The following is a 17,650-nucleotide window of genomic DNA, read 5'->3' as shown; positions in this document are numbered from 1 at the left end:
AGGAGAGGGAGGCAGTGGGCAATGCCGGATGAACAAATGGCCGGAGCGGGCTCCGTACCGGCTTCGGCGGGGGGTACCCCCACAACGCCCCCGGCGGCCCCGCCCGTCCCGTCGCTCCCGCCCGTGCCGCCCCGCCCCCTGGACCCGATCGACCGGTCGATCATGCGGCTCCTCCAGACGGACGGCCGCGCCTCGATACGGTCGGTGGCCGAGCAGGTGCACGTCTCGCGCGCGAACGCGTACGCCCGGATCAACCGGCTGATCGACGACGGGGTCATCCGCGGGTTCACCGCCCGGGTGAACCACGAACGCGCAGGTCAGGGCGCATCCGCCTATATCACCCTGAAGATCGTCCAAAACTCCTGGCGGACGGTGCGGGAGAAGCTGCGCGAGCTGCCGGGCGCCGCCCACATCGCGCTCGTCAGCGGGGATTTCGACGTCCTGCTGCTGGTCCACACGGCTGACAACCGGACCCTGCGGGAGCTGGTGCTGACCCGCCTGCAGTCCATCCCGGAGGTGCTCTCCACCCGGACGCTGCTGGTGTTCGAGGAAACGGACCTGCTGGATCCGGGCCCGGGCGGCGGTGGCGGCCCGGCGCTCTCGGAGGACTGAACGCGGAGGGGCGGCGGCACCCGCCCCCTCCCCGTACGCCCGTCAGGACGTGGCGCGCAGGCCGTCCAGGGCCATGCCGACCACCGCGTCCGCGAGCTGGTCGGGGGTCGTGCCCGGGTGCGGGCGGTACCACTCGACCAGCGAGTTGACCATGCCGAACAGCAGCCGGGTGGCCAGCCGGATGTCCACGTCCGTCCGCAGGTCCCCGTCCGCCGCGGCGGCCTTGAGCAGCTCCGCCACCTGGTGGTCGAACTCGCGTCGGCGCTCCAGCGCCCAGCGCTCGGTGCGGGTGTTGCCGCGCACCCGCAGCAGCAGGGTGACGTAGGGGAGTTCCGCGACCAGGACCTCGACCGTGCGGCGGGTGACGTACTCGACGCGCGCGACCGCCCGGCCGCGCAGGGCGCCCGGCTCCTCCAGCACGGCGAAGAGCTCGTCCAGCGCCCGGCTCACGGCCCGGTGCAGCAGCTCCTCCTTGCCCGCCACGTGGTGGTAGATCGAGGACTTGGAGATGCCCGCCGCCTTGGAGAGGTGCTCCATCGACGTGCCGTCGTATCCGCGCTCGTTGAAGACCCGCACCGCCACCGACAGGAGCGTCTCGGGGGTGTAGGTGTCCCGCCTGGCCGTGGTCATCCGGTGCCCTCCTCGGCCCCGTCCGCGCCCTCGTCCCCGTCCGCTCCGCCGTCGTCCGCGTAGCCCAGCTTGAAGAGGGCCAGGGAGGGGGCGTAGCGGCCGCCGGGACAGCGCTCGTCGAGGTGGTGCAGGAGGTCGTACGCCCAGTCCCGGCCGACCCGCCGGTGCCATTCGGAGGGGCCCAGCGGGTAGTTGACGCCGAGCCGCATCGCGGTGTCGATGTCCTCGGCGGAGGCCACCCCGCGCGCCACGGCGTCGGCCGCGAGGTCGATCAGCATGGCCACCGTCCGGGCGACGATCATGCCGGGGACGTCGCCGATGACGGAGACCTGCTTGCCGAGCTTCTGGAAGAGGCCGACGGCTTCGGCGAGGGTGCGCTCGCTGGTGTCCTCGCCCGCCGACAGGGCGATCCGGGTGGCGTCCCGGTAGTCCAGCGCGAGGTCGAAGTAGACGACGTCGGTGAACTCGACGGCCGTCTTGCCGTCGGCGAGCACCAGCTGGCCCTCCCCGGGCAGCTGGATGTACGGGCCGCCGTGCGCGGTGGAGGTCACCGCGATCCCGGCCTCCTCGATCAGCTCCGCCAGCGCGGCGGCCGGGCCGAGGTCGCCGACGACGGTCACCTTCTCCGGCGCCTCCTCGGGCCCCGCGGTGTGCGGCGCGGGCGGCTGCGCGCCCTCGCCGTACGGGTACCAGCCGTGCCCGGACTTTCGGCCGAGGCGGCCCGACTGGACGAGTCGGCGCTGGGCGAGCGAGGGGGTGAACTTGGGGCTGCGGAAGAAGGACTCCCACACCGAGCGGGTGACGGCCTCGTTGACGTCCTGGCCGATCAGGTCGGTCAGCGCGAACGGGCCCATCTTGAAGCCGCCGCTCTCGCGCAGGACGGCGTCGATGGTCGCGGGGTCGGCGCCCTGCTCCTCGTACACGGCGAAGGCTTCGGCGTAGAAGGGGCGGGCGATCCGGTTGACGATGAAGCCGGGGGTGTCGGCGCAGCGGACCGGGGTCTTCCCCCAGCCCAGGACCGTGCGGTACGCGCGCTCGGCGGCGGCCGGGGCGGTGGCGGAGCCGCTGACCACCTCGACGAGGGGGAGCAGCGGGGCCGGGTTGAAGAAGTGCAGGCCGAGGAAGCGGCCGGGGTGCGCCAGACCTGCGGCGAGCTCGGTGACGGAGAGGGAGGAGGTGTTGGTGGCCAGGAGGGTGTCCGGCGAAACCACCTCTTCGAGTGCCGCGAAGAGGGTCCGCTTGACGGTGACGTCCTCCACGACGGCCTCGATGACGAGGGCGGCGCCCGCGAGGCCGGCCAGGCCGTCGGCGGCGCCGATCCGGCCGGCGGCGTCCTCCGCCTCGGCCCGGTCGAGGCGGCCCTTGGCGGCCATCCGCTCGACCCGGTCGCGGACCAGGGCGGCGGCGGTGGCGGCGAGGGCGGCGTCGATGTCGTGGATCAGCACGCGGTGACCCGCGAGTAGGGCCACCTGGGCGATGCCCTGGCCCATGGTGCCGGCGCCGACGACCGCCACAGTGCGGGACCGCTCGATTGCTGTCATGTCCTGATCCTCCCGCACCGGGTTGTCCACAGGTCCTGCCGGGCCCTCTTGTCCCGACCGATCGTTCGGTTACTCTAACTCCAGTCTGCTCTTCTTCACCCGCCCCTGCCTGATCCCGTGCTGAGAACCAGCCCGATCCCGCCCGGCTCAACGAGGAGTTGGTCCCTGATGGCCGCCGAGCTCACCCTCTCCCAGCTCACCGAGAAGCACCGGCCCACCCTGGACCAGGCGCTGGCTGCCATCCGCAGCCGCGCCTACTGGTCCCCGCACCCCGAGCACCCCAAGGCCTACGGGGAGACCGCCCCGGCCGACGGGCTCGCCGCCTTCGAGGCCGTCCGCGGCACCCGCTTCGACCTCGACCAGCCCGGCACCGACGGCTGGACCGGCGCGGAGGTCTCCCCGTACGGCCCGGAGCTGGGCGTGGAGTACCCGCACGCGGACGTGGACGTGCTGCTGCCCGCGATGAAGGCCGGCATCCCGGCCTGGCGGGACGCCGGACCCGAGGCCCGCGCGCTGGTCTCCATCGAGATCCTCGCCCGCATCTCCGCCCGCACCCACGAGTTCGCGCACGCGGTGATGCACACCAGCGGCCAGGCCTTCATGATGGCCTTCCAGGCGGGCGGCCCCCACGCGCAGGACCGCGGCCTGGAGGCCGTCGCCTACGCGTACGAGGAGCAGACCCGGGTCCCCGGCCAGGCGGACTGGTCCAAGCCGCAGGGCAAGCGCGACCCGCTGGAGCTCGGCAAGACCTTCACGGCGGTGCCCCGCGGCATCGCGCTGATGATCGGCTGCAACACCTTCCCCACCTGGAACGGCTACCCCGGCCTGTTCGCCTCCCTCGCCACGGGCAACGCCGCCCTGGTCAAGCCGCACCCGCGCGCCGTCCTCCCGCTGGCCCTGACCGTCAAGGTGGCCCGCGAGGTCCTCGCCGAGGCCGGCTTCGACCCGAACCTGGTGGCGCTGGCGGTCGAGCGCCCGGGCGAGGGCATCGCCAAGACCCTCGCGGTCCGGCCCGAGATCAAGCTGATCGACTACACCGGCTCGACGGAGTTCGGCGACTGGCTGGAGGCCAACGCCCGCCAGGCCCAGGTCTACACGGAGAAGGCGGGCGTCAACACGGTCGTCGTCGACTCGACCTCCGACTACAAGGGCATGCTCTCCAACCTGGCCTTCTCGCTCTCCCTCTACAGCGGCCAGATGTGCACCACCCCGCAGAACCTGCTGATCCCCCGCGAGGGCATCGCGACGGACGCCGGCCACAAGTCGTACGACGAGGTCGTCGCCGACCTCGCCGCCTCGGTCGGCGGGCTGCTGGGCGACGACGCCCGGGCCAACGCGCTGCTGGGCGCCCTGGTCAACCCGGACGTCAAGGCCCGCCTGGAGGCGGCGGCCGGCCTGGGCGAGGTCGCGCTGGCCTCCCGTGAGGTGGCCAACCCCGAGTTCCCGGACGCGGTCGTGCGCACCCCGGTGATCGTGAAGCTGGACGCCGGCAAGCCGGACCCGGAGGCGCCGTACCTGTCGGAGTGCTTCGGCCCGGTCTCCTTCGCGGTGGCCGTGGACTCCACGGCCGACGCCCTGGAGCTGCTGCGCCGCACGGTGCGGGAAAAGGGCGCGATGACGGTGGGCGCCTACACCACCTCCGAGGACACCGAGCGGGCGATCGAGGAGGTCTGCCTGGAGGAGTCGGCGCAGCTGTCGCTGAACCTGACGGGCGGGGTCTACGTCAACCAGACCGCGGCCTTCTCCGACTTCCACGGCTCGGGCGGCAACCCGGCGGCGAACGCCGCCCTGTGCGACGGCGCGTTCGTCGCGAACCGCTTCCGCGTGGTGGAGGTCCGCCGCCAGGCGTAGCCCCTCAGGGCCGGGGTCCGCCCCAGTGGAAGAGGGTCATCGCCACGCTGGTGGCCAGGTTGTAGCTGGAGACCTGGGGCCGCATCGGCAGCGAGACCAGGTGGTCCGCCCGGGCGCGCAGCTCGGGCGAGATCCCGTGGCGCTCGGAGCCGAAGGCCAGCAGGGCGTCGTCCGGGAGGGTGAGGGCGCGGATGTCCTCGCCCTCCGGGTCGAGCGCGTACAGGGGCCCGGGCGGGAGCTCCTCCAGCTCCAGCCGGTCCACGGTGGTCGCGTAGTGCAGTCCGGCCCCGGCGCGGACCACGTTGGGGTGCCAGGGGTCGAGGTCGCCCCGGGTCACCACGCCGGTGGCGCCGAAGCCGGCGGCGAGGCGGACGACGGCGCCGACGTTGCCGAGGTTGCGGGGGTTGTCGAGCAGGACGACCGGCGCGGGGCGGGGCGTCCGCGCGAGGGCGGCCCGCCCGGCCTCCCGGTCGGGGCGCACGGCGAGCGCCGCGACCCCGGTGGGGTGCACGCGGGGCAGCAGCCCCTTCAGCTCCCCCCGGCGCACGAGCCGCGCCACCGCGTCCTCCACGTCGGGCGCGAGCTCGGCGGCCAGGCCCCTCACCCGGTCGGGCTCCTCGGCCACGACGGCCACCACCTCGGCCCCGAACCGCAGCGCGTGCTTCAGGGCATGGAACCCGTCGAGCAACACGACGTCATCCCGCCCGGCATTCTCGGCCCACTCCCGCACCACACTCATACCCCGACCCTAAGGCCAGGCCCTACCCGGCCTCGCCGGCCCTATCCAGCCTCGCCTGGGGGTCCCTCCCAGCGGTAGCTGGGGGAGGGTCTGGGGGCGGAGTCCCCAGGAGGGGTCCGGGGCTTGCCCCGGGATACGGAGAAAGGGCGGGGCGGGGAGAGGCTCCGCGCAGCGGCACCCGCACCCGCAGCGCACCGGCCCGCGCCCCCACCCACACCAGCAACCCCGTCGGCAGGAACACCGCGTCAGCGGCGATCATCGCCAACGAGAAGAACGGCAGCCCCAGCAGAACCGCGATCCCCGCGTGCTCCAGCATCATCCCCGCCAGCAGCACGTTCTTGACCCGCCGGTTGAACAGCGCGAACGGGAACGCGACCTGCACCACCACGGTCCCGTAGGTCAGCAGCATCACCACGACCCCGCTCCCCGCCAGCACCTCCGACAGCCCCGGCCACGGGCTGAAGTACTCCAGCCGCAACGGGTAGTACAGCGCGGTGCCGTCCTGCCACCGCGAGCCCTGGATCTTGTACCAGCCCGCCGTCGCGTAGATCAGGCACACCTCCGCCGTGATCACCAGCATCCCGGCGTTGTGCAGCAGGTTCGCGAGCACGTCCAGCGCGGCCCGCCGCTCCCCCTCCGGCTCGTACCGCTCGACCAGCCACCACAGCGCCGCGCCCGTCCACAGCGCCGCGAACACGGCCGCCCACCCGCCGCTCAGCCGCCCGCTCACCGCCCCGTACGCGAGGAACGCGCCCAGCACCCCCCACAGCACCGGCCCCGCCGCCCCCGCCGAGGCGGTGCCCCGCAGCCGCGCCCGCCGCGCGTCCAGCGACCACACCCGGGCACAGCGCGTCAGCACCAGGTACATCGCCATCAGGTGGACGACGTTGTCCCCGCCGTCCCCCATGAACACGCTGCGGTTCTGCAGCGACAGCACCCCGACCATGAACAGCACCGACGTCGCCCGCGTCCGCCAGCCCAGCGCCAGCAGCGCGCTCGCGGCCACGGCGAGGCCGTAGACGAGCTCGAACCACCACCCGGACGCCGACCACAGCAGCACCGTGAAGGCGTGGTTCCCGGTGACCAGCCGCTGGGCGAGCTCCCAGCTCCACGGCCCGTCGGGCCCGTACAGCTCGTGGCGGTGCGGGAACTCGCGCAGCAGGAAGAACAGCCAGGTCCCGCCGAAGCCGATCCGCACGACGGCGCTCTGATGCGGTCCGAGCGCCTCCCCGCTGACCTTGGCGAGCACGCGTCTCAGACGGTCGGCCGGCCTCAGACGGTCCACCACGGCAGCTCCCGGTAGTACGTCTGGGTGTCGGTCTTCTCCTCGCTCCAGGCCGGCGCGGCCACGGCCCGCGTCGCCGAGCGCAGCTGGACCCGTACGATCCGTTCGCCGTCGGCCAGGCCGGCCCCCAGCCGGGCGCCCGCGATCCGCTTCAGGTACGCCTCGGACAGCTCCCCGCGCCGGGCGTCGGTCGCCTTGTTCTGGTCGTCGTGGGAGCCGGTGAAGAAGTCCCAGGCCCGTCGGAGCTCGTTCTGCCGGGTGTGGCTCGGCAGCGGGCTGTGCCGGATGGCGGCCGCGTCCTCGGCCGACAGGTCGCGCCAGCCGGTGGTGACCAGGGCGCCGTCCCCGTCGCGGAACTGGGCGCGGGCCTCCACGGCGATGTTCTGCTGGAGGGGGTTGGGGGCGAACAGCTTCCAGTTCTGTTCGAACTCCGGGTACACCCACCCGTCGACCAGGCCCGCGTGCCGCTTGCTGAGCGTGTTGGACGGCGCGACGTGCAGGAAGACCAGTCCCAGGTGCAGGCAGGCGGCGACGGCCAGGGCCGCCAGGACCAGCGCCGCGAGGACCCGGTACGGGAGGGACAGCCCGGCGATCCCGGGCGCCCGGGAAGGCGCGGAACCGGGCTCGTCCTCGCGCTCGCGCTCGTTCGCGTCCATCCCGCCCCGATCATCCGGCGTCCACAGGGTTGCCCACAGAGGTTGACACCCTACGGGCCGCCGTCTCACCATTGAAGAGGATGAACCGAACGATCGGTCGGTCGGGCGGATGGGCGGACTCGGACGCAGATTCGGACAGGGAGCCGTGATGGTCGCAGTGACTCCGGAGACGGGGACGTCGGGCGGGGTGGACGGAGGGTCCGCCGGCCTCGGCGCGCAGCTGAGGGCGGACTTCGACGCCGCCGTCGCGGCGGACGAGCGCGTGGAGCCGCGCGACTGGATGCCCGAGGAGTACCGCGCCTCCCTGGTCCGCCAGATGGCACAGCACGCCCACTCCGAGATCATCGGCATGCAGCCCGAGGCCAACTGGATCACGCGCGCGCCGTCCCTGCGCCGCAAGGCGATCCTGATGGCCAAGGTGCAGGACGAGGCGGGGCACGGCCTGTACCTCTACAGCGCCGCCGAGACCCTCGGCACCAGCCGTGACGAGCTGCTCGACAAGCTGCACTCCGGCAAGCAGAAGTACTCCTCGATCTTCAACTACCCGACGCTGACCTGGGCGGACGTCGGTGCCATCGGCTGGCTCGTGGACGGCGCGGCGATCACCAACCAGGTGCCGATCTGCCGCTGCTCCTACGGTCCCTACGCCCGTGCGATGGTCCGGATCTGCAAGGAGGAGTCCTTCCACCAGCGCCAGGGCTACGAGCTGCTCCTCGCCCTCTCCCGGGGCACCGAGGCCCAGCACGCGATGGCCCAGGACGCGGTGGACCGCTGGTGGTGGCCCTCCCTGATGATGTTCGGCCCACCGGACGACGAGTCGGTCCACAGCGCCCAGGCGATGGCCTGGCGCATCAAGCGGCACTCCAACGACGAGCTGCGCCAGCGCTTCGTCGACATCGCCGTCCCGCAGGCCGAGTCCCTGGGCCTGACCCTGCCCGACCCGGACATCAAGTGGAACGAGGAGCGCGGGCACTACGACTTCGGCGCCATCGACTGGGTGGAGTTCTGGGACGTGCTCAAGGGGAACGGCCCCTGCAACGAACAGCGCATCAGCCAGCGCCGCAAGGCCCACGAGGAAGGCGCCTGGGTCCGCGAAGCGGCCACGGCGTACGCGCAGAAGCACACCGGCACCGGACGAGAGGTACAGGCATGACGCAGAACTGGCCCCTGTGGGAGGTGTTCGTGCGCTCGCGCCGCGGCCTCTCGCACACGCACGCGGGCAGCCTGCACGCCCCCGACGCGGAGATGGCCCTGCGCAACGCACGCGACCTCTACACGCGGCGCAACGAGGGCGTCTCCATCTGGGTCGTGCCCTCGGCCGAGATCACCGCCTCCTCGCCCGACGAGCGGGACCCCTTCTTCGCGCCGTCCGCCGACAAGCCCTACCGGCACCCCACCTTCTACGAGATCCCCGAGGGGGTGCGCCACCTGTGAGCGCCGACACCGCCGACACCGCCGCCCCGTCCGCGGCCACGGCCGCCGTCCTCGCCCTCGCGGACGACGCGCTGATCCTGTCCCACCGCCTCGGCGAATGGGCGGGCCACGCCCCGGTCCTGGAGGAGGAGGTCGCCCTCGCGAACATCGCGCTCGACCTGCTCGGCCAGGCCCGCGTCCTGCTCTCCATGGCCGGCGACGAGGACGAGCTGGCCTTCCTGCGCGAGGAGCGCGCCTTCCGCAACCTCCAGCTGGTCGAGCAGCCCAACGGGGACTTCGCGCACACCATCGCCCGCCAGCTGTACTTCTCCCTCTACCAGCACGAGCTGTACGCGGCACTGGCCGCCGGTGACGGCCCGTTCGCCCCGCTGGCCGCCAAGGCGGTCAAGGAGACCGCCTACCACCGCGACCACGCCGAGCAGTGGACGCTGCGGCTCGGCGACGGCACCGAGGAGAGCCGCCGCCGGATGCGCGCGGCCCTGGACGCGCTGTGGAAGTACACCGGGGAGATGTTCCGCCCGGTCGACGGCCTGGACGTGGACCCGGCCGCCCTGGAGGGCCGCTGGCTGGCCGCGCTGGGCGGCGTCCTGGAGCAGGCGGGCCTGGAGCTGCCCGAGGGCCCTCGGACGGGCGCCTGGGCCGCCGGAGCCGGCCGCGAGGGCCTGCACACCGAGTCCTTCGGGCGGCTCCTCGCGGAGATGCAGCACCTGCACCGCAGCCACCCCGGGGCGTCCTGGTGAGCGCCGCGGCCGGGACCACCCGTCTGGAGGCGGAGCTGGCCGAGCTGGCCGGCACCGTCCCCGACCCGGAGCTGCCCGTGCTGACCCTCGCCGAGCTGGGCGTCCTGCGCGGCGTGCGGATGCATGACGACGGGCACGCCGAGGTGCTCCTGACCCCCACGTACACGGGCTGCCCGGCCATCGAGGCCATGTCCGCCGACATCGAGCGGGTCCTGACCTGCCACGGCATACCCGAGGTGCGGGTCACCACCGTGCTCTCCCCCGCCTGGTCCACCGACGACATCAGCGCCGAAGGCCGCCGCAAGCTCGCCGAGTTCGGCATCGCCCCGCCCCGTCCCCACTCCGCCGGAGGGCCGGTCCCGCTCACCCTGTCGGTGCGCTGCCCGAACTGCGGCTCCACCGACACCGAGCTGCTCAGCCGCTTCTCCTCCACCGCCTGCAAGGCGCTGCGCCGGTGCGTCGCCTGCCTCGAACCGTTCGACCACTTCAAGGAGCTGTAGATGGCCGCACCCCGCCACGGCGCGTTCCACCCCCTGACGGTGGCGGCGGTCGACCGGCTCACCGACGACTCGGTGGCGCTGACCCTGTCGGTGCCCGAGGCGCTGCGCGCCGAGTACCGGCACGCCCCCGGCCAGCACCTGACGCTCCGCCGCAGGCCCGCCGGGGGCGCCGAGGTCCGCCGGACGTACTCCATCTGCTCTCCCGCCCCGGCCGCCGACGGCCCGGGTCCGGCCGAGCTGCGGGTCGGGGTGCGGCTGGTGGAGGGCGGCGAGTTCTCCACCTTCGCCCACAAGGAGATCGCCGCCGGGGACGTGCTCGACGTGATGGTCCCGGCCGGCCGGTTCGTGCTGGACCCGGTGGCGGCCCCGGCCTCGCCGCACTACGCGGCGATCGTCGGCGGCAGCGGCATCACCCCGGTGCTGTCGATCGCGGCCACGCTGCTGGCGGCCCGCCCCGACGCCCGGTTCTGCCTGGTGCGCAGCGACCGTACGGCGGCCTCGACGATGTTCCTGGAGGAGGTGGCCGACCTCAAGGACCGCCACCCCGACCGCTTCCAGCTGGTGACCGTCCTCTCCCGTGAGGAGCAGGAGGCCGGGCTGCCGTCCGGGCGGCTCGACGAGGCCCGGCTGACGGCCCTGCTGCCCGCGCTGCTGCCGGTCGCGGAGGTCACGGGCTGGTTCCTGTGCGGCCCGTACGGGCTGGTCACCGGTGCGGAGCGGGCCCTGGCCGCCCTCGGCGTCGCCCGCACCCGGGTGCACGAGGAGATCTTCCACGTCGAGGACACCGCCCCACAGGACCCGGCCCGGTCCTCGGCTCCGGTCGCGGCCCACGGCCGGGTCACGGCCCGCCTCGACGGCCGCTCGGGCACCTGGGCCGTGCAGGACGGGGAGTCCCTGCTGGACGCCGTGCTGCGCAACCGCGCGGACGCCCCGTACGCCTGCAAGGGCGGGGTCTGCGGCACGTGCCGGGCGTTCGTGGTGTCGGGCGAGGTGCGGATGGACCGCAACTTCGCGTTGGAGGAGGAGGAGACGGAGGCCGGGTTCGTGCTGGCCTGCCAGTCCCACCCGATGACCGAGGAAGTGGAGATCGACTTCGACCGGTGAGCCCCGCCGAGCCCGCCGGGCGCCCCCGGCGGGCTGTGCTTTTCCCGCCGCCTGCCTTATCTTGACGGCCCGTCAGATCCAGCAGCTGGATCGGAACCGGTGCGCGCGGGAGGACAGGCAGTGGACTTCACCTTCACCGAGGAACAGCAGGCGGCCGTCGAGGCGGCGAAGGCCGTGTTCGCCGACGTCGCCCCCGACGGCGTGCCCAGCCCCGCGCTCACGCCGGGAGCCGTCGCGGAGGAGTTCGACCGGCCCCTGTGGGCCACCCTCGCCGGCTCCGACCTGCTGAGCCTGGTCCTGTCCGAGGAGCACGGCGGGGCCGGCCTGGACACCATCGCCCTCTGCCTGGTGCTCCGCGAGGCGGCCCGGGTCCTGGCCCGGGTCCCGCTGCTGGAACACTGCGCCACCGCCATGGCCGTCCAGGCCCACGGGAGCCCCGAACTGGCCGCCGCCCTGCTGCCCGCCGCCGGGCGCGGCACGCTCGTCCTCACCGTCGCCGCGCAGGGCCGCACCGGCCACGACCCCGCCGAACTCGCCGTCACCGCACACCGCGAGGACGAGGTCTGGACCCTGGACGGGATGCAGACGGCCGTTCCCTGGGCGCACAGCAGCGACTGGATCGCCGTACCCGCGCACGCCGGCGACGGCGAAGCCGTCCTCGCGCTGCTCCCGCGCACCACCGAGGGCCTCACCCTCGCCGACCAGTACTCCACCAGCGGGGAGAAGTTCGCCGAACTCACCCTGGACCGGGTCCGGGTGCCCGCCACCCACGTCATCGACGCCCCCGGCGCCTGGGAGCGGCTGCGCCAGGTCCTGGCCACCGGCACCTGCGCCCTCGCACTCGGCCTCGGCGAGGCCGTCCTGGCCATGACCAGCGGCTACACCGGCAAGCGGGAACAGTTCGGCTTCCCCGTGGCCACCTTCCAGGCCGTCGCGGTCCAGGCCGCCGACCGCTACATCGACCTGCGTGCCATGGAGGTCACCCTCTGGCAGGCGGCCTGGCGCCTCGACGCCGCGACGGGTACGGCGGGCGGCCCGCTGCCCGCCTCGGGGGACGTGGCCGTCGCCAAGATCTGGGCCTCCGAAGGGGTCCGCAGGGTCGTGCAGACCGCCCAGCACCTGCACGGCGGCTTCGGCGCGGACACGGACTACCCGCTGCACCGCTACCACGCCTGGGCCAAGCAGCTGGAACTCCAGCTCGGCCCGGCCGCCGCGCACGAGGAGGCCCTGGGCGACCTGCTGGCCGCCCACCCCCTCGGCTGAGCGACCCGCCGCGGCCGCCACCGGGACCGTCAGAGGACGAAGGCCGGGTTCCCGTTGTCCGTCACCATCGGGCGCCCGGCACCCTCCCACGCCTGCATCCCGCCGGTCACGTTGACGGCGTCGATGCCCTGGCCCACCAGGTACTGGGTGACCTGGGCGCTGCGGCCGCCCACCCGGCACATCACGTACGCGGTCCGGCCGTCCGCGACCGCCTCCGTCACCTCACCGAAGCGCGCGACGAAGTCGCTCATCGGGACGTGCAGCGCGCCCTCGACATGACCGGCCGCCCATTCGTCGCCCTCACGGACGTCCAGGACGAGGCCTTCGGCGGGCACCGCGGCGGCCTCCACCGAGGGGAGCGGTCCGAAGTTCATGACAGTCGCCTTCTCTCTTCGCGGGTCTCGCCCGCCAACCTATCCGACCCCGGCCCCAGGCTCACGGAGTCGCCAGGGCCGCCAGTTCCGCCTCGCGCTCGGAGACCTCCGCCAGCAGCTGCTCGGCGATTTCCTCCAGCAGCCGGTCCGGGTCGTCGGGCGCCATCCGCAGCATCGCGCCGATCGCGCTGTCCTCCAGCTCCTTGGCCACCATGGACAGCAGCTCCTTGCGCTGCGACAGCCACTCCAGCCGGGCGTACAGCTCCTCGCTCTCGCTCGGCGCCGCGGCCTGCGGCACCGGACCGGCGTCCCACTCCTCGGCCAGCTCGCGCAGCAGCTGCTCCTCACCGCGCCCGTAGGCGGCGTTGACCCGCGCGATGAACGCGTCGCGCCGCGTCCGCTCGGCCTCGTCCTGGGCGAGGTCGGGGTGGGCCCGGCGGACCAGCTCCCGGTAGAGCCGGCGGACCTCCTCCGAGGGCCGCACCCGCTCCGGCGGGCGCACCGGCCGGTCGGTGAGCATGGCGGCCGCGTCGTCGGAGATCCCGTCCGAGCCCAGCCAGTCGTGGAACAGCTCGTCCACCCCGGGCATCGGCATGACCAGCGAGCGGGCCTCCCGGGCCCGGCGCAGGTCCTCGGCATCACCGCTGCGGGCGGCCTTCGCCTCCGCGATCAGCGCGTCCAGCTCGTCGAGCCGCGAGTACATCGGCCCGAGCTTCTGGTGGTGCAGCCGGGAGAAGTTCTCCACCTCCACCCGGAAGGTCTCCACCGCGATCTCGAACTCGATCAGTGCCTGCTCGGCGGCCCGCACGGCCCGCTCCAGGCGTGCCTCGGGCCGCTCGTCACCGGATGCGGAGGGCTGGTGTGCCGTCTGTTCGCTCTGCTCGCTCACCCGGCCAGCCTACGGCCCGGCCGGGGGCCGGCCCCAAGGGCGTGTTTCACGTGAAACACGCCCGGCCCCGGCAGAGCCGCCCCCGCAGGCCTCTCAGACCCCGTGCTCGGCCGCGATCCGGCCCGAGCGCACCGCCGCCACCAGGTCCGCGTGGTCGGCCTCGCTGCGGTCGGCGTAGGCCACGGCGAAGGCAGCCACCGCCTCGTCCAGCTCCTCGTTCTTGCCGCAGTAGCCGGCCAGCAGCCGCGGGTCGGCGCTGTGGGCGTGCGCCCGGGCCAGCAGGGCGCCGGTCATCCGGCCGTAGTCGTCGATCTGGTCGGGGGTCAGCGCCGCCGGGTCCACGCTGCCCTTGCGGTTGCGGAACTGCCGGACCTGGTAGGGGCGCCCCTCGACGGTGGTCCAGCCCAGCAGGATGTCGGAGACCACCTGCATCCGCTTCTGCCCGGCCACCACCCGGCGGCCCTCGTGCTCCTCCGCCGGGGAGTGGAAGCCCAGCGCGGGCAGGTGCGGCAGCAGCACGGAGGGACGGGCCTCCTTGACCTGGAGCACCAGCGGCTCGCCCCGGTGGTCCAGCAGCAGCACCACGTACGAGCGGGTGCCCACGCTGCCGGTGCCGACGACGCGGAAGGCCACGTCGTGGATCGAGTAGCGGGCCAGGAGCGGCAGCCGGTCCCCCGAGAGGGTGGTCAGGTACGGGCCCAGCGAGGCGGCCACCGCGGCGGCCTCCGCGTCGCCGACCCGGCGCAGCACGGGCAGCGCGTCCACGAAGCGGCGGCCGCCGTCCTCACCGGCCTCGGTGGACTTGGCGGCGAACCGGGCCGAGGTGTTGTTGCGGGCCTTCTGCGAGACCCGCTCCAGGGTGCCCAGCAGGTCGCGGGCGTCGGTGTGGGAGACGAGCTCCTCGTCGGCGATGGCGTTCCACGCGTCGAGCGCGGGGAGCTTGGCCAGCAGCCGCATGGTGCGCCGGTAGGCGCCCACCGCGTCCTGCGCCGCCGCCCGGCAGGTGTCCTCGTCGGCGCCCGCCACGCGTCCGGCCAGCACCAGCGAGGTCGCGAGGCGCTTCACGTCCCACTCCCACGGGCCGAAGACGGTCTCGTCGAAGTCGTTCAGGTCGATCACGAGCCGGCCGCGCGCGTCCCCGTAGAGACCGAAGTTGGCCGCGTGCGCGTCGCCGCAGATCTGCGCGCCCACCCCCGTCACCGGGCCGCCGGACAGGTCGTGCGCCATCAGCCCGGCGGCTCCGCGCAGGAAGGCGAACGGGTTGGCGGCCATCCGGCCGACGCGTATCGGGGTCAGTTCGGCGACCCGGCCCACGTTGGACTCCTCCACGGCGCGCACGGCGTCCGGGCGGTCGGCGGGCATCTCGAAGGCGGCGTGGGCGGCGCGCGGCACCCGCAGCCGCAGGGCCTTGCCGGCCTCCTTGGGGGAACCCGTCACGGTCCTCGGCGCGAAGCCCGGGACGCGCGGGATCCGCCCGCCGTCCCGTGCCGCGCCGGCGGCCGCCGCCGCGTCCGTCGCGTACTGTCCCGATGCCGTCACCATCTGCGCAGCCCCCGCACCTCATCGCGTCCCACCGGCGGCTTCTTCGCCGGTCAGGTCGGGCCGACCGTACCCCAAGTCCCGTGCACGGCACCGCCACAGGGCCGCCACAGCCCTGCTACAAACCCGCGTCCCGCGCCAGCAGCGCCGCCTGCACCCGGTTCTCGCACTCCAGCTTCGCGAGGATCCGGCTCACGTACGTCTTCACCGTCGCCTCGCTCATGTGGAGCCGGCGGCCGGCGTCCGCGTTGGACAGGCCCTCCCCGAGCAGCGCCAGCACCCCGCGCTCCCGCTCGCTCAGCGCGCCCACCCGCCGCCGGGCCTCCTCGCCCCGGCCGGGGGCCCGCCCGGTGGCCAGCTGGTCCACCACGTGCCGGGTCGCCGCGGGGGACAGGTAGGCGTCGCCGGCGGCGGCCGCCCGGACGGCGCCGATCAGCTCGGCGGGCGCCGAGTCCTTCAGCAGGAAGCCCGCGCTGCCCTGGCCCAGCGCCCGCAGCACGTTCTCCTTCTCCCCGAAGGTGGTCAGGATCAGCGCCCGCGCCCCCGGCACCGCCCGGCCCAGCTCGCCCAGCGCGGTGAGGCCGTCCATCACGGGCATCTGGATGTCCAGCAGCACCACGTCCGGGGCGTGGGAGCGGGCCAGTTCGACCGCCTCCCGGCCGTTCGCGCCCTCCGCGACGACCTCGATGTCCGGCGCCGAGGTCAGGATCATCCTGATCCCGGCCCGGATCAGCGGCTCGTCGTCAGCGATCACCACTCGGATCACCTTGGCTGTCACCCGCGCTCCTACTGCTCGACCTCGTACGCCTGTTTCTCGACGAGCTTGCCGTCCCGGAAGCAGAACCGGAAAACCGTGTCGGTCGTCATCCTGGAATCCTCCGCGGACAGCAGGGCGAGACAGTCCGCCCCCGCCGGCCGCGGCGGCCCCTTGCGCTCCAGCCCCGACGTCAGGACGCTGTCACCGTCCGGCAGCCGGCCCCGGACCTCCTGCTCCGACTGCCCCACCCACACGCCGTCGTAGTCGCTCCGGCCGATCATCGCCTTGTTCACGGAGCCCAGCAGCAGCGCCACCCCCGCGCCCAGCACGATGACCAGCAGCACCACGGCGGCGACGGCGATCCCGCAGCCCATCGCGACGCCCCCGGCCCGGCTGCGGACGGGCACCAGCTCACGGTCCAGCGCCGCCCAGTCCATCGGCGGGGGCGTCCCGTACGGCGCGCGCGCCCGCGCCTGCGACCGCTGCCCGAAATCGTCGGCGACCTCGTCCTCGACGAGCCCGGCCGGCTCCGTCCCGTACGGGAGCACGCCCGCCACCCGGAACCCGCCGTCCTCGGTGGCGCCCGCGTGCACCATGCCGCCGACCAGACGGGCCCGCTCACGCAGCCCCGTCAGCCCCTGGCCGCCGGAGACCACCTCGCCGGAACCCCGGTCGGCCGCCGCACCGTTGGCGATCTCCACCACCAGCGAGTCGTCCTCGTACCGCAGTTCCACGGTGATCGCCGACCCCGGCGCGTGCTTGTAGGCGTTGGTCAGCGCCTCCTGCACGATCCGGTACGCCGCGTGGTCGCAGGCCGACACCAGCGGCCGGGGCCGCCCCGCCGTGGCGAGCCGTACGTCGGTCCCGGCGGCCCGGGCCGCCTCCACGATGCCCGCGATCCCGGCCACCCCCCGCGCGGCCGGCTGCGCCTCCTCCACGGGGACGGGGGCCTCCACCCCGTCGCGCAGGATCCCCACGACCTCCCGCAGCTCGTGCATCGCCGCCACGGAGGCCTGCCGCAGCACCCCGACCGCCTCCCGCTGGCGGTCGGTGAGCGAGGGGTCCACCTCCAGCGCCCCGGTGTGCACGGAGATCAGCGCCAGCTGGTGGCCCAGGCTGTCGTGCATGTCCTGGGCGATCCGCTGCCGTTCCCGCAGCCGAGCCTGCCCGGCGACCATGGTCCGCTCCCGCACCAACCGGTCGTTGCGCTCCTGCAGGGCGCTCAGCAGGGTCCGGCGCTGGTGCCAGTACCGGCTGGCCAGACCGGGCATGACGGTGGCGGCCAGGAACAGCAGGGTGGTGAACACGACCGTCAGCAAGGGCCGGGTCTGGGTCCACTGGTCGACCAGCGTGAGGCCGACCGACGCGAGGAAGGCCAGTACGAACGCGCCGAGCGCCCGGCCCACGCCGACGATCCGCCGTCCCGCGGACCAGCCCAGCACGACCGTCACGAGGAACACGGCTGGCAGGAACGCGCTCGCGGCGGCCCCCAGCACCAGCGTGGCCGCCGGCAGCCGCCTGCGCAGCAGCACCAGCACCACCACGGCCACGCACCCGAGGACCGTCTTCAGGCCGGAGCTGCCGACCAGTTCGTCGATGCTGAGCCCCATGAGCGCCATTACCCCGGCGATCGTCAGATCGCCCGCCAGCACCCGCCGGGACCAGGGCTCCGGCCCCTTCAGCCAGTCCCTGCCCGCCCGTACCCTCGCCTCGGCATCCACGCGACCGACCCTAGA

18 protein-coding genes are annotated in these 17,650 nt (G+C 73.9%); 8 read left to right on the top strand and 10 right to left on the bottom strand.

Annotation, left to right across the window (positions count from 1 at the left end):
* Positions 1 to 21 precede the first annotated feature (21 nt).
* On the top strand, positions 22 to 612 hold the full coding sequence (locus ACFY0O_RS04500; RefSeq protein WP_388942689.1) for an Lrp/AsnC family transcriptional regulator: 591 nt from the start codon (positions 22 to 24) through the stop codon (positions 610 to 612).
* Between the two features lie 42 nt (positions 613 to 654).
* Here ACFY0O_RS04500 and ACFY0O_RS04495 read toward each other — a convergent pair whose 3' ends face one another.
* A complete protein-coding gene (locus ACFY0O_RS04495) occupies positions 655 to 1,242 on the bottom strand; it encodes a TetR/AcrR family transcriptional regulator (RefSeq protein WP_358891436.1) in 588 nt (195 codons plus the stop codon).
* Entirely contained in the window at positions 1,239 to 2,783 is a 1,545-nt protein-coding gene (locus tag ACFY0O_RS04490) for a 3-hydroxyacyl-CoA dehydrogenase (RefSeq protein ID WP_388942686.1), read from the bottom strand. Before ACFY0O_RS04490 ends, ACFY0O_RS04495 begins: the two co-directional genes overlap by 4 nt.
* Before the next feature lie 168 nt (positions 2,784 to 2,951).
* Here ACFY0O_RS04490 and paaN point away from each other — a divergent pair, with 168 nt between their 5' ends.
* Positions 2,952 to 4,634 carry a phenylacetic acid degradation protein PaaN gene (gene paaN, locus ACFY0O_RS04485; protein WP_388942683.1) on the top strand — a complete coding sequence of 561 codons (1,683 nt, stop codon included), beginning with the start codon at positions 2,952 to 2,954 and terminating at the stop codon, positions 4,632 to 4,634.
* 4 nt (positions 4,635 to 4,638) lie between these two features.
* On the opposite strand, the gene ACFY0O_RS04480 is transcribed toward paaN, so the two are convergent.
* Genes ACFY0O_RS04480 through ACFY0O_RS04470 form a run of 3 tightly spaced genes read right to left on the bottom strand, consistent with a single transcriptional unit; the run spans position 4,639 to position 7,314 of the window.
* Positions 4,639 to 5,373: a TrmH family RNA methyltransferase gene (locus tag ACFY0O_RS04480; protein ID WP_388942680.1), complete on the bottom strand. Its 735-nt coding sequence runs from the start codon at positions 5,371 to 5,373 to the stop codon at positions 4,639 to 4,641.
* Between the two features lie 22 nt (positions 5,374 to 5,395).
* Positions 5,396 to 6,658, bottom strand: a complete 1,263-nt coding sequence (locus ACFY0O_RS04475; RefSeq protein ID WP_388942677.1) for an HTTM domain-containing protein — start codon at positions 6,656 to 6,658, stop codon at positions 5,396 to 5,398.
* Positions 6,646 to 7,314 carry a DUF5819 family protein gene (locus ACFY0O_RS04470; protein ID WP_388942674.1) on the bottom strand — a complete coding sequence of 223 codons (669 nt, stop codon included), beginning with the start codon at positions 7,312 to 7,314 and terminating at the stop codon, positions 6,646 to 6,648. The genes ACFY0O_RS04475 and ACFY0O_RS04470 overlap by 13 nt, the downstream gene beginning before the upstream one ends.
* Before the next feature lie 148 nt (positions 7,315 to 7,462).
* Between ACFY0O_RS04470 and paaA the strand changes: the two genes are divergently transcribed.
* The 6 genes from paaA to ACFY0O_RS04440 all read left to right on the top strand — a co-directional run bounded on the left by paaA (position 7,463) and on the right by ACFY0O_RS04440 (position 12,355).
* On the top strand, positions 7,463 to 8,467 hold the full coding sequence (gene paaA / locus ACFY0O_RS04465) for a 1,2-phenylacetyl-CoA epoxidase subunit PaaA (protein ID WP_388942671.1): 1,005 nt from the start codon (positions 7,463 to 7,465) through the stop codon (positions 8,465 to 8,467).
* Positions 8,464 to 8,748, top strand: coding sequence for a 1,2-phenylacetyl-CoA epoxidase subunit PaaB (paaB, locus tag ACFY0O_RS04460; protein ID WP_042801229.1), 285 nt, complete (start codon positions 8,464 to 8,466; stop codon positions 8,746 to 8,748). The genes paaA and paaB overlap by 4 nt, the downstream gene beginning before the upstream one ends.
* Positions 8,745 to 9,488 carry a 1,2-phenylacetyl-CoA epoxidase subunit PaaC gene (gene paaC, locus ACFY0O_RS04455; RefSeq protein WP_388942667.1) on the top strand — a complete coding sequence of 248 codons (744 nt, stop codon included), beginning with the start codon at positions 8,745 to 8,747 and terminating at the stop codon, positions 9,486 to 9,488. Before paaB ends, paaC begins: the two co-directional genes overlap by 4 nt.
* Complete coding sequence (gene paaD / locus ACFY0O_RS04450) at positions 9,482 to 9,988, top strand: 1,2-phenylacetyl-CoA epoxidase subunit PaaD (protein ID WP_388943435.1); 507 nt, start codon at positions 9,482 to 9,484, stop codon at positions 9,986 to 9,988. Before paaC ends, paaD begins: the two co-directional genes overlap by 7 nt.
* On the top strand, positions 9,989 to 11,092 hold the full coding sequence (locus ACFY0O_RS04445) for a 2Fe-2S iron-sulfur cluster-binding protein (protein WP_388942664.1): 1,104 nt from the start codon (positions 9,989 to 9,991) through the stop codon (positions 11,090 to 11,092).
* Positions 11,093 to 11,212: 120 nt separating this feature from the next.
* A complete protein-coding gene (locus tag ACFY0O_RS04440) occupies positions 11,213 to 12,355 on the top strand; it encodes an acyl-CoA dehydrogenase family protein (protein WP_388942661.1) in 1,143 nt (380 codons plus the stop codon).
* Between the two features lie 29 nt (positions 12,356 to 12,384).
* Here the strand turns inward: ACFY0O_RS04440 and ACFY0O_RS04435 are convergent, their stop codons facing one another.
* The 5 genes from ACFY0O_RS04435 to ACFY0O_RS04415 all read right to left on the bottom strand — a co-directional run bounded on the left by ACFY0O_RS04435 (position 12,385) and on the right by ACFY0O_RS04415 (position 17,635).
* A complete protein-coding gene (locus ACFY0O_RS04435; RefSeq protein WP_358891446.1) occupies positions 12,385 to 12,729 on the bottom strand; it encodes a rhodanese-like domain-containing protein in 345 nt (114 codons plus the stop codon).
* 61 nt (positions 12,730 to 12,790) lie between these two features.
* Complete coding sequence (locus ACFY0O_RS04430; RefSeq protein ID WP_388942658.1) at positions 12,791 to 13,618, bottom strand: J domain-containing protein; 828 nt, start codon at positions 13,616 to 13,618, stop codon at positions 12,791 to 12,793.
* A 93-nt stretch (positions 13,619 to 13,711) separates the two neighbouring features.
* Positions 13,712 to 15,160, bottom strand: a complete 1,449-nt coding sequence (locus ACFY0O_RS04425; protein WP_388942655.1) for a DUF2252 domain-containing protein — start codon at positions 15,158 to 15,160, stop codon at positions 13,712 to 13,714.
* A 115-nt stretch (positions 15,161 to 15,275) separates the two neighbouring features.
* Positions 15,276 to 15,935 carry a response regulator gene (locus ACFY0O_RS04420; protein WP_388942652.1) on the bottom strand — a complete coding sequence of 220 codons (660 nt, stop codon included), beginning with the start codon at positions 15,933 to 15,935 and terminating at the stop codon, positions 15,276 to 15,278.
* Between the two features lie 8 nt (positions 15,936 to 15,943).
* Entirely contained in the window at positions 15,944 to 17,635 is a 1,692-nt protein-coding gene (locus tag ACFY0O_RS04415; RefSeq protein WP_388942649.1) for a sensor histidine kinase, read from the bottom strand.
* Positions 17,636 to 17,650 lie beyond the last annotated feature (15 nt).

Source organism: Streptomyces sp. NPDC001594, assembly GCF_042893675.1.
Lineage (GTDB): Bacteria > Actinomycetota > Actinomycetes > Streptomycetales > Streptomycetaceae > Streptomyces.
The sequence above is the reverse complement of the archived record's forward strand: the minus strand, read 5'-3'. Positions and strand labels throughout refer to the sequence as shown.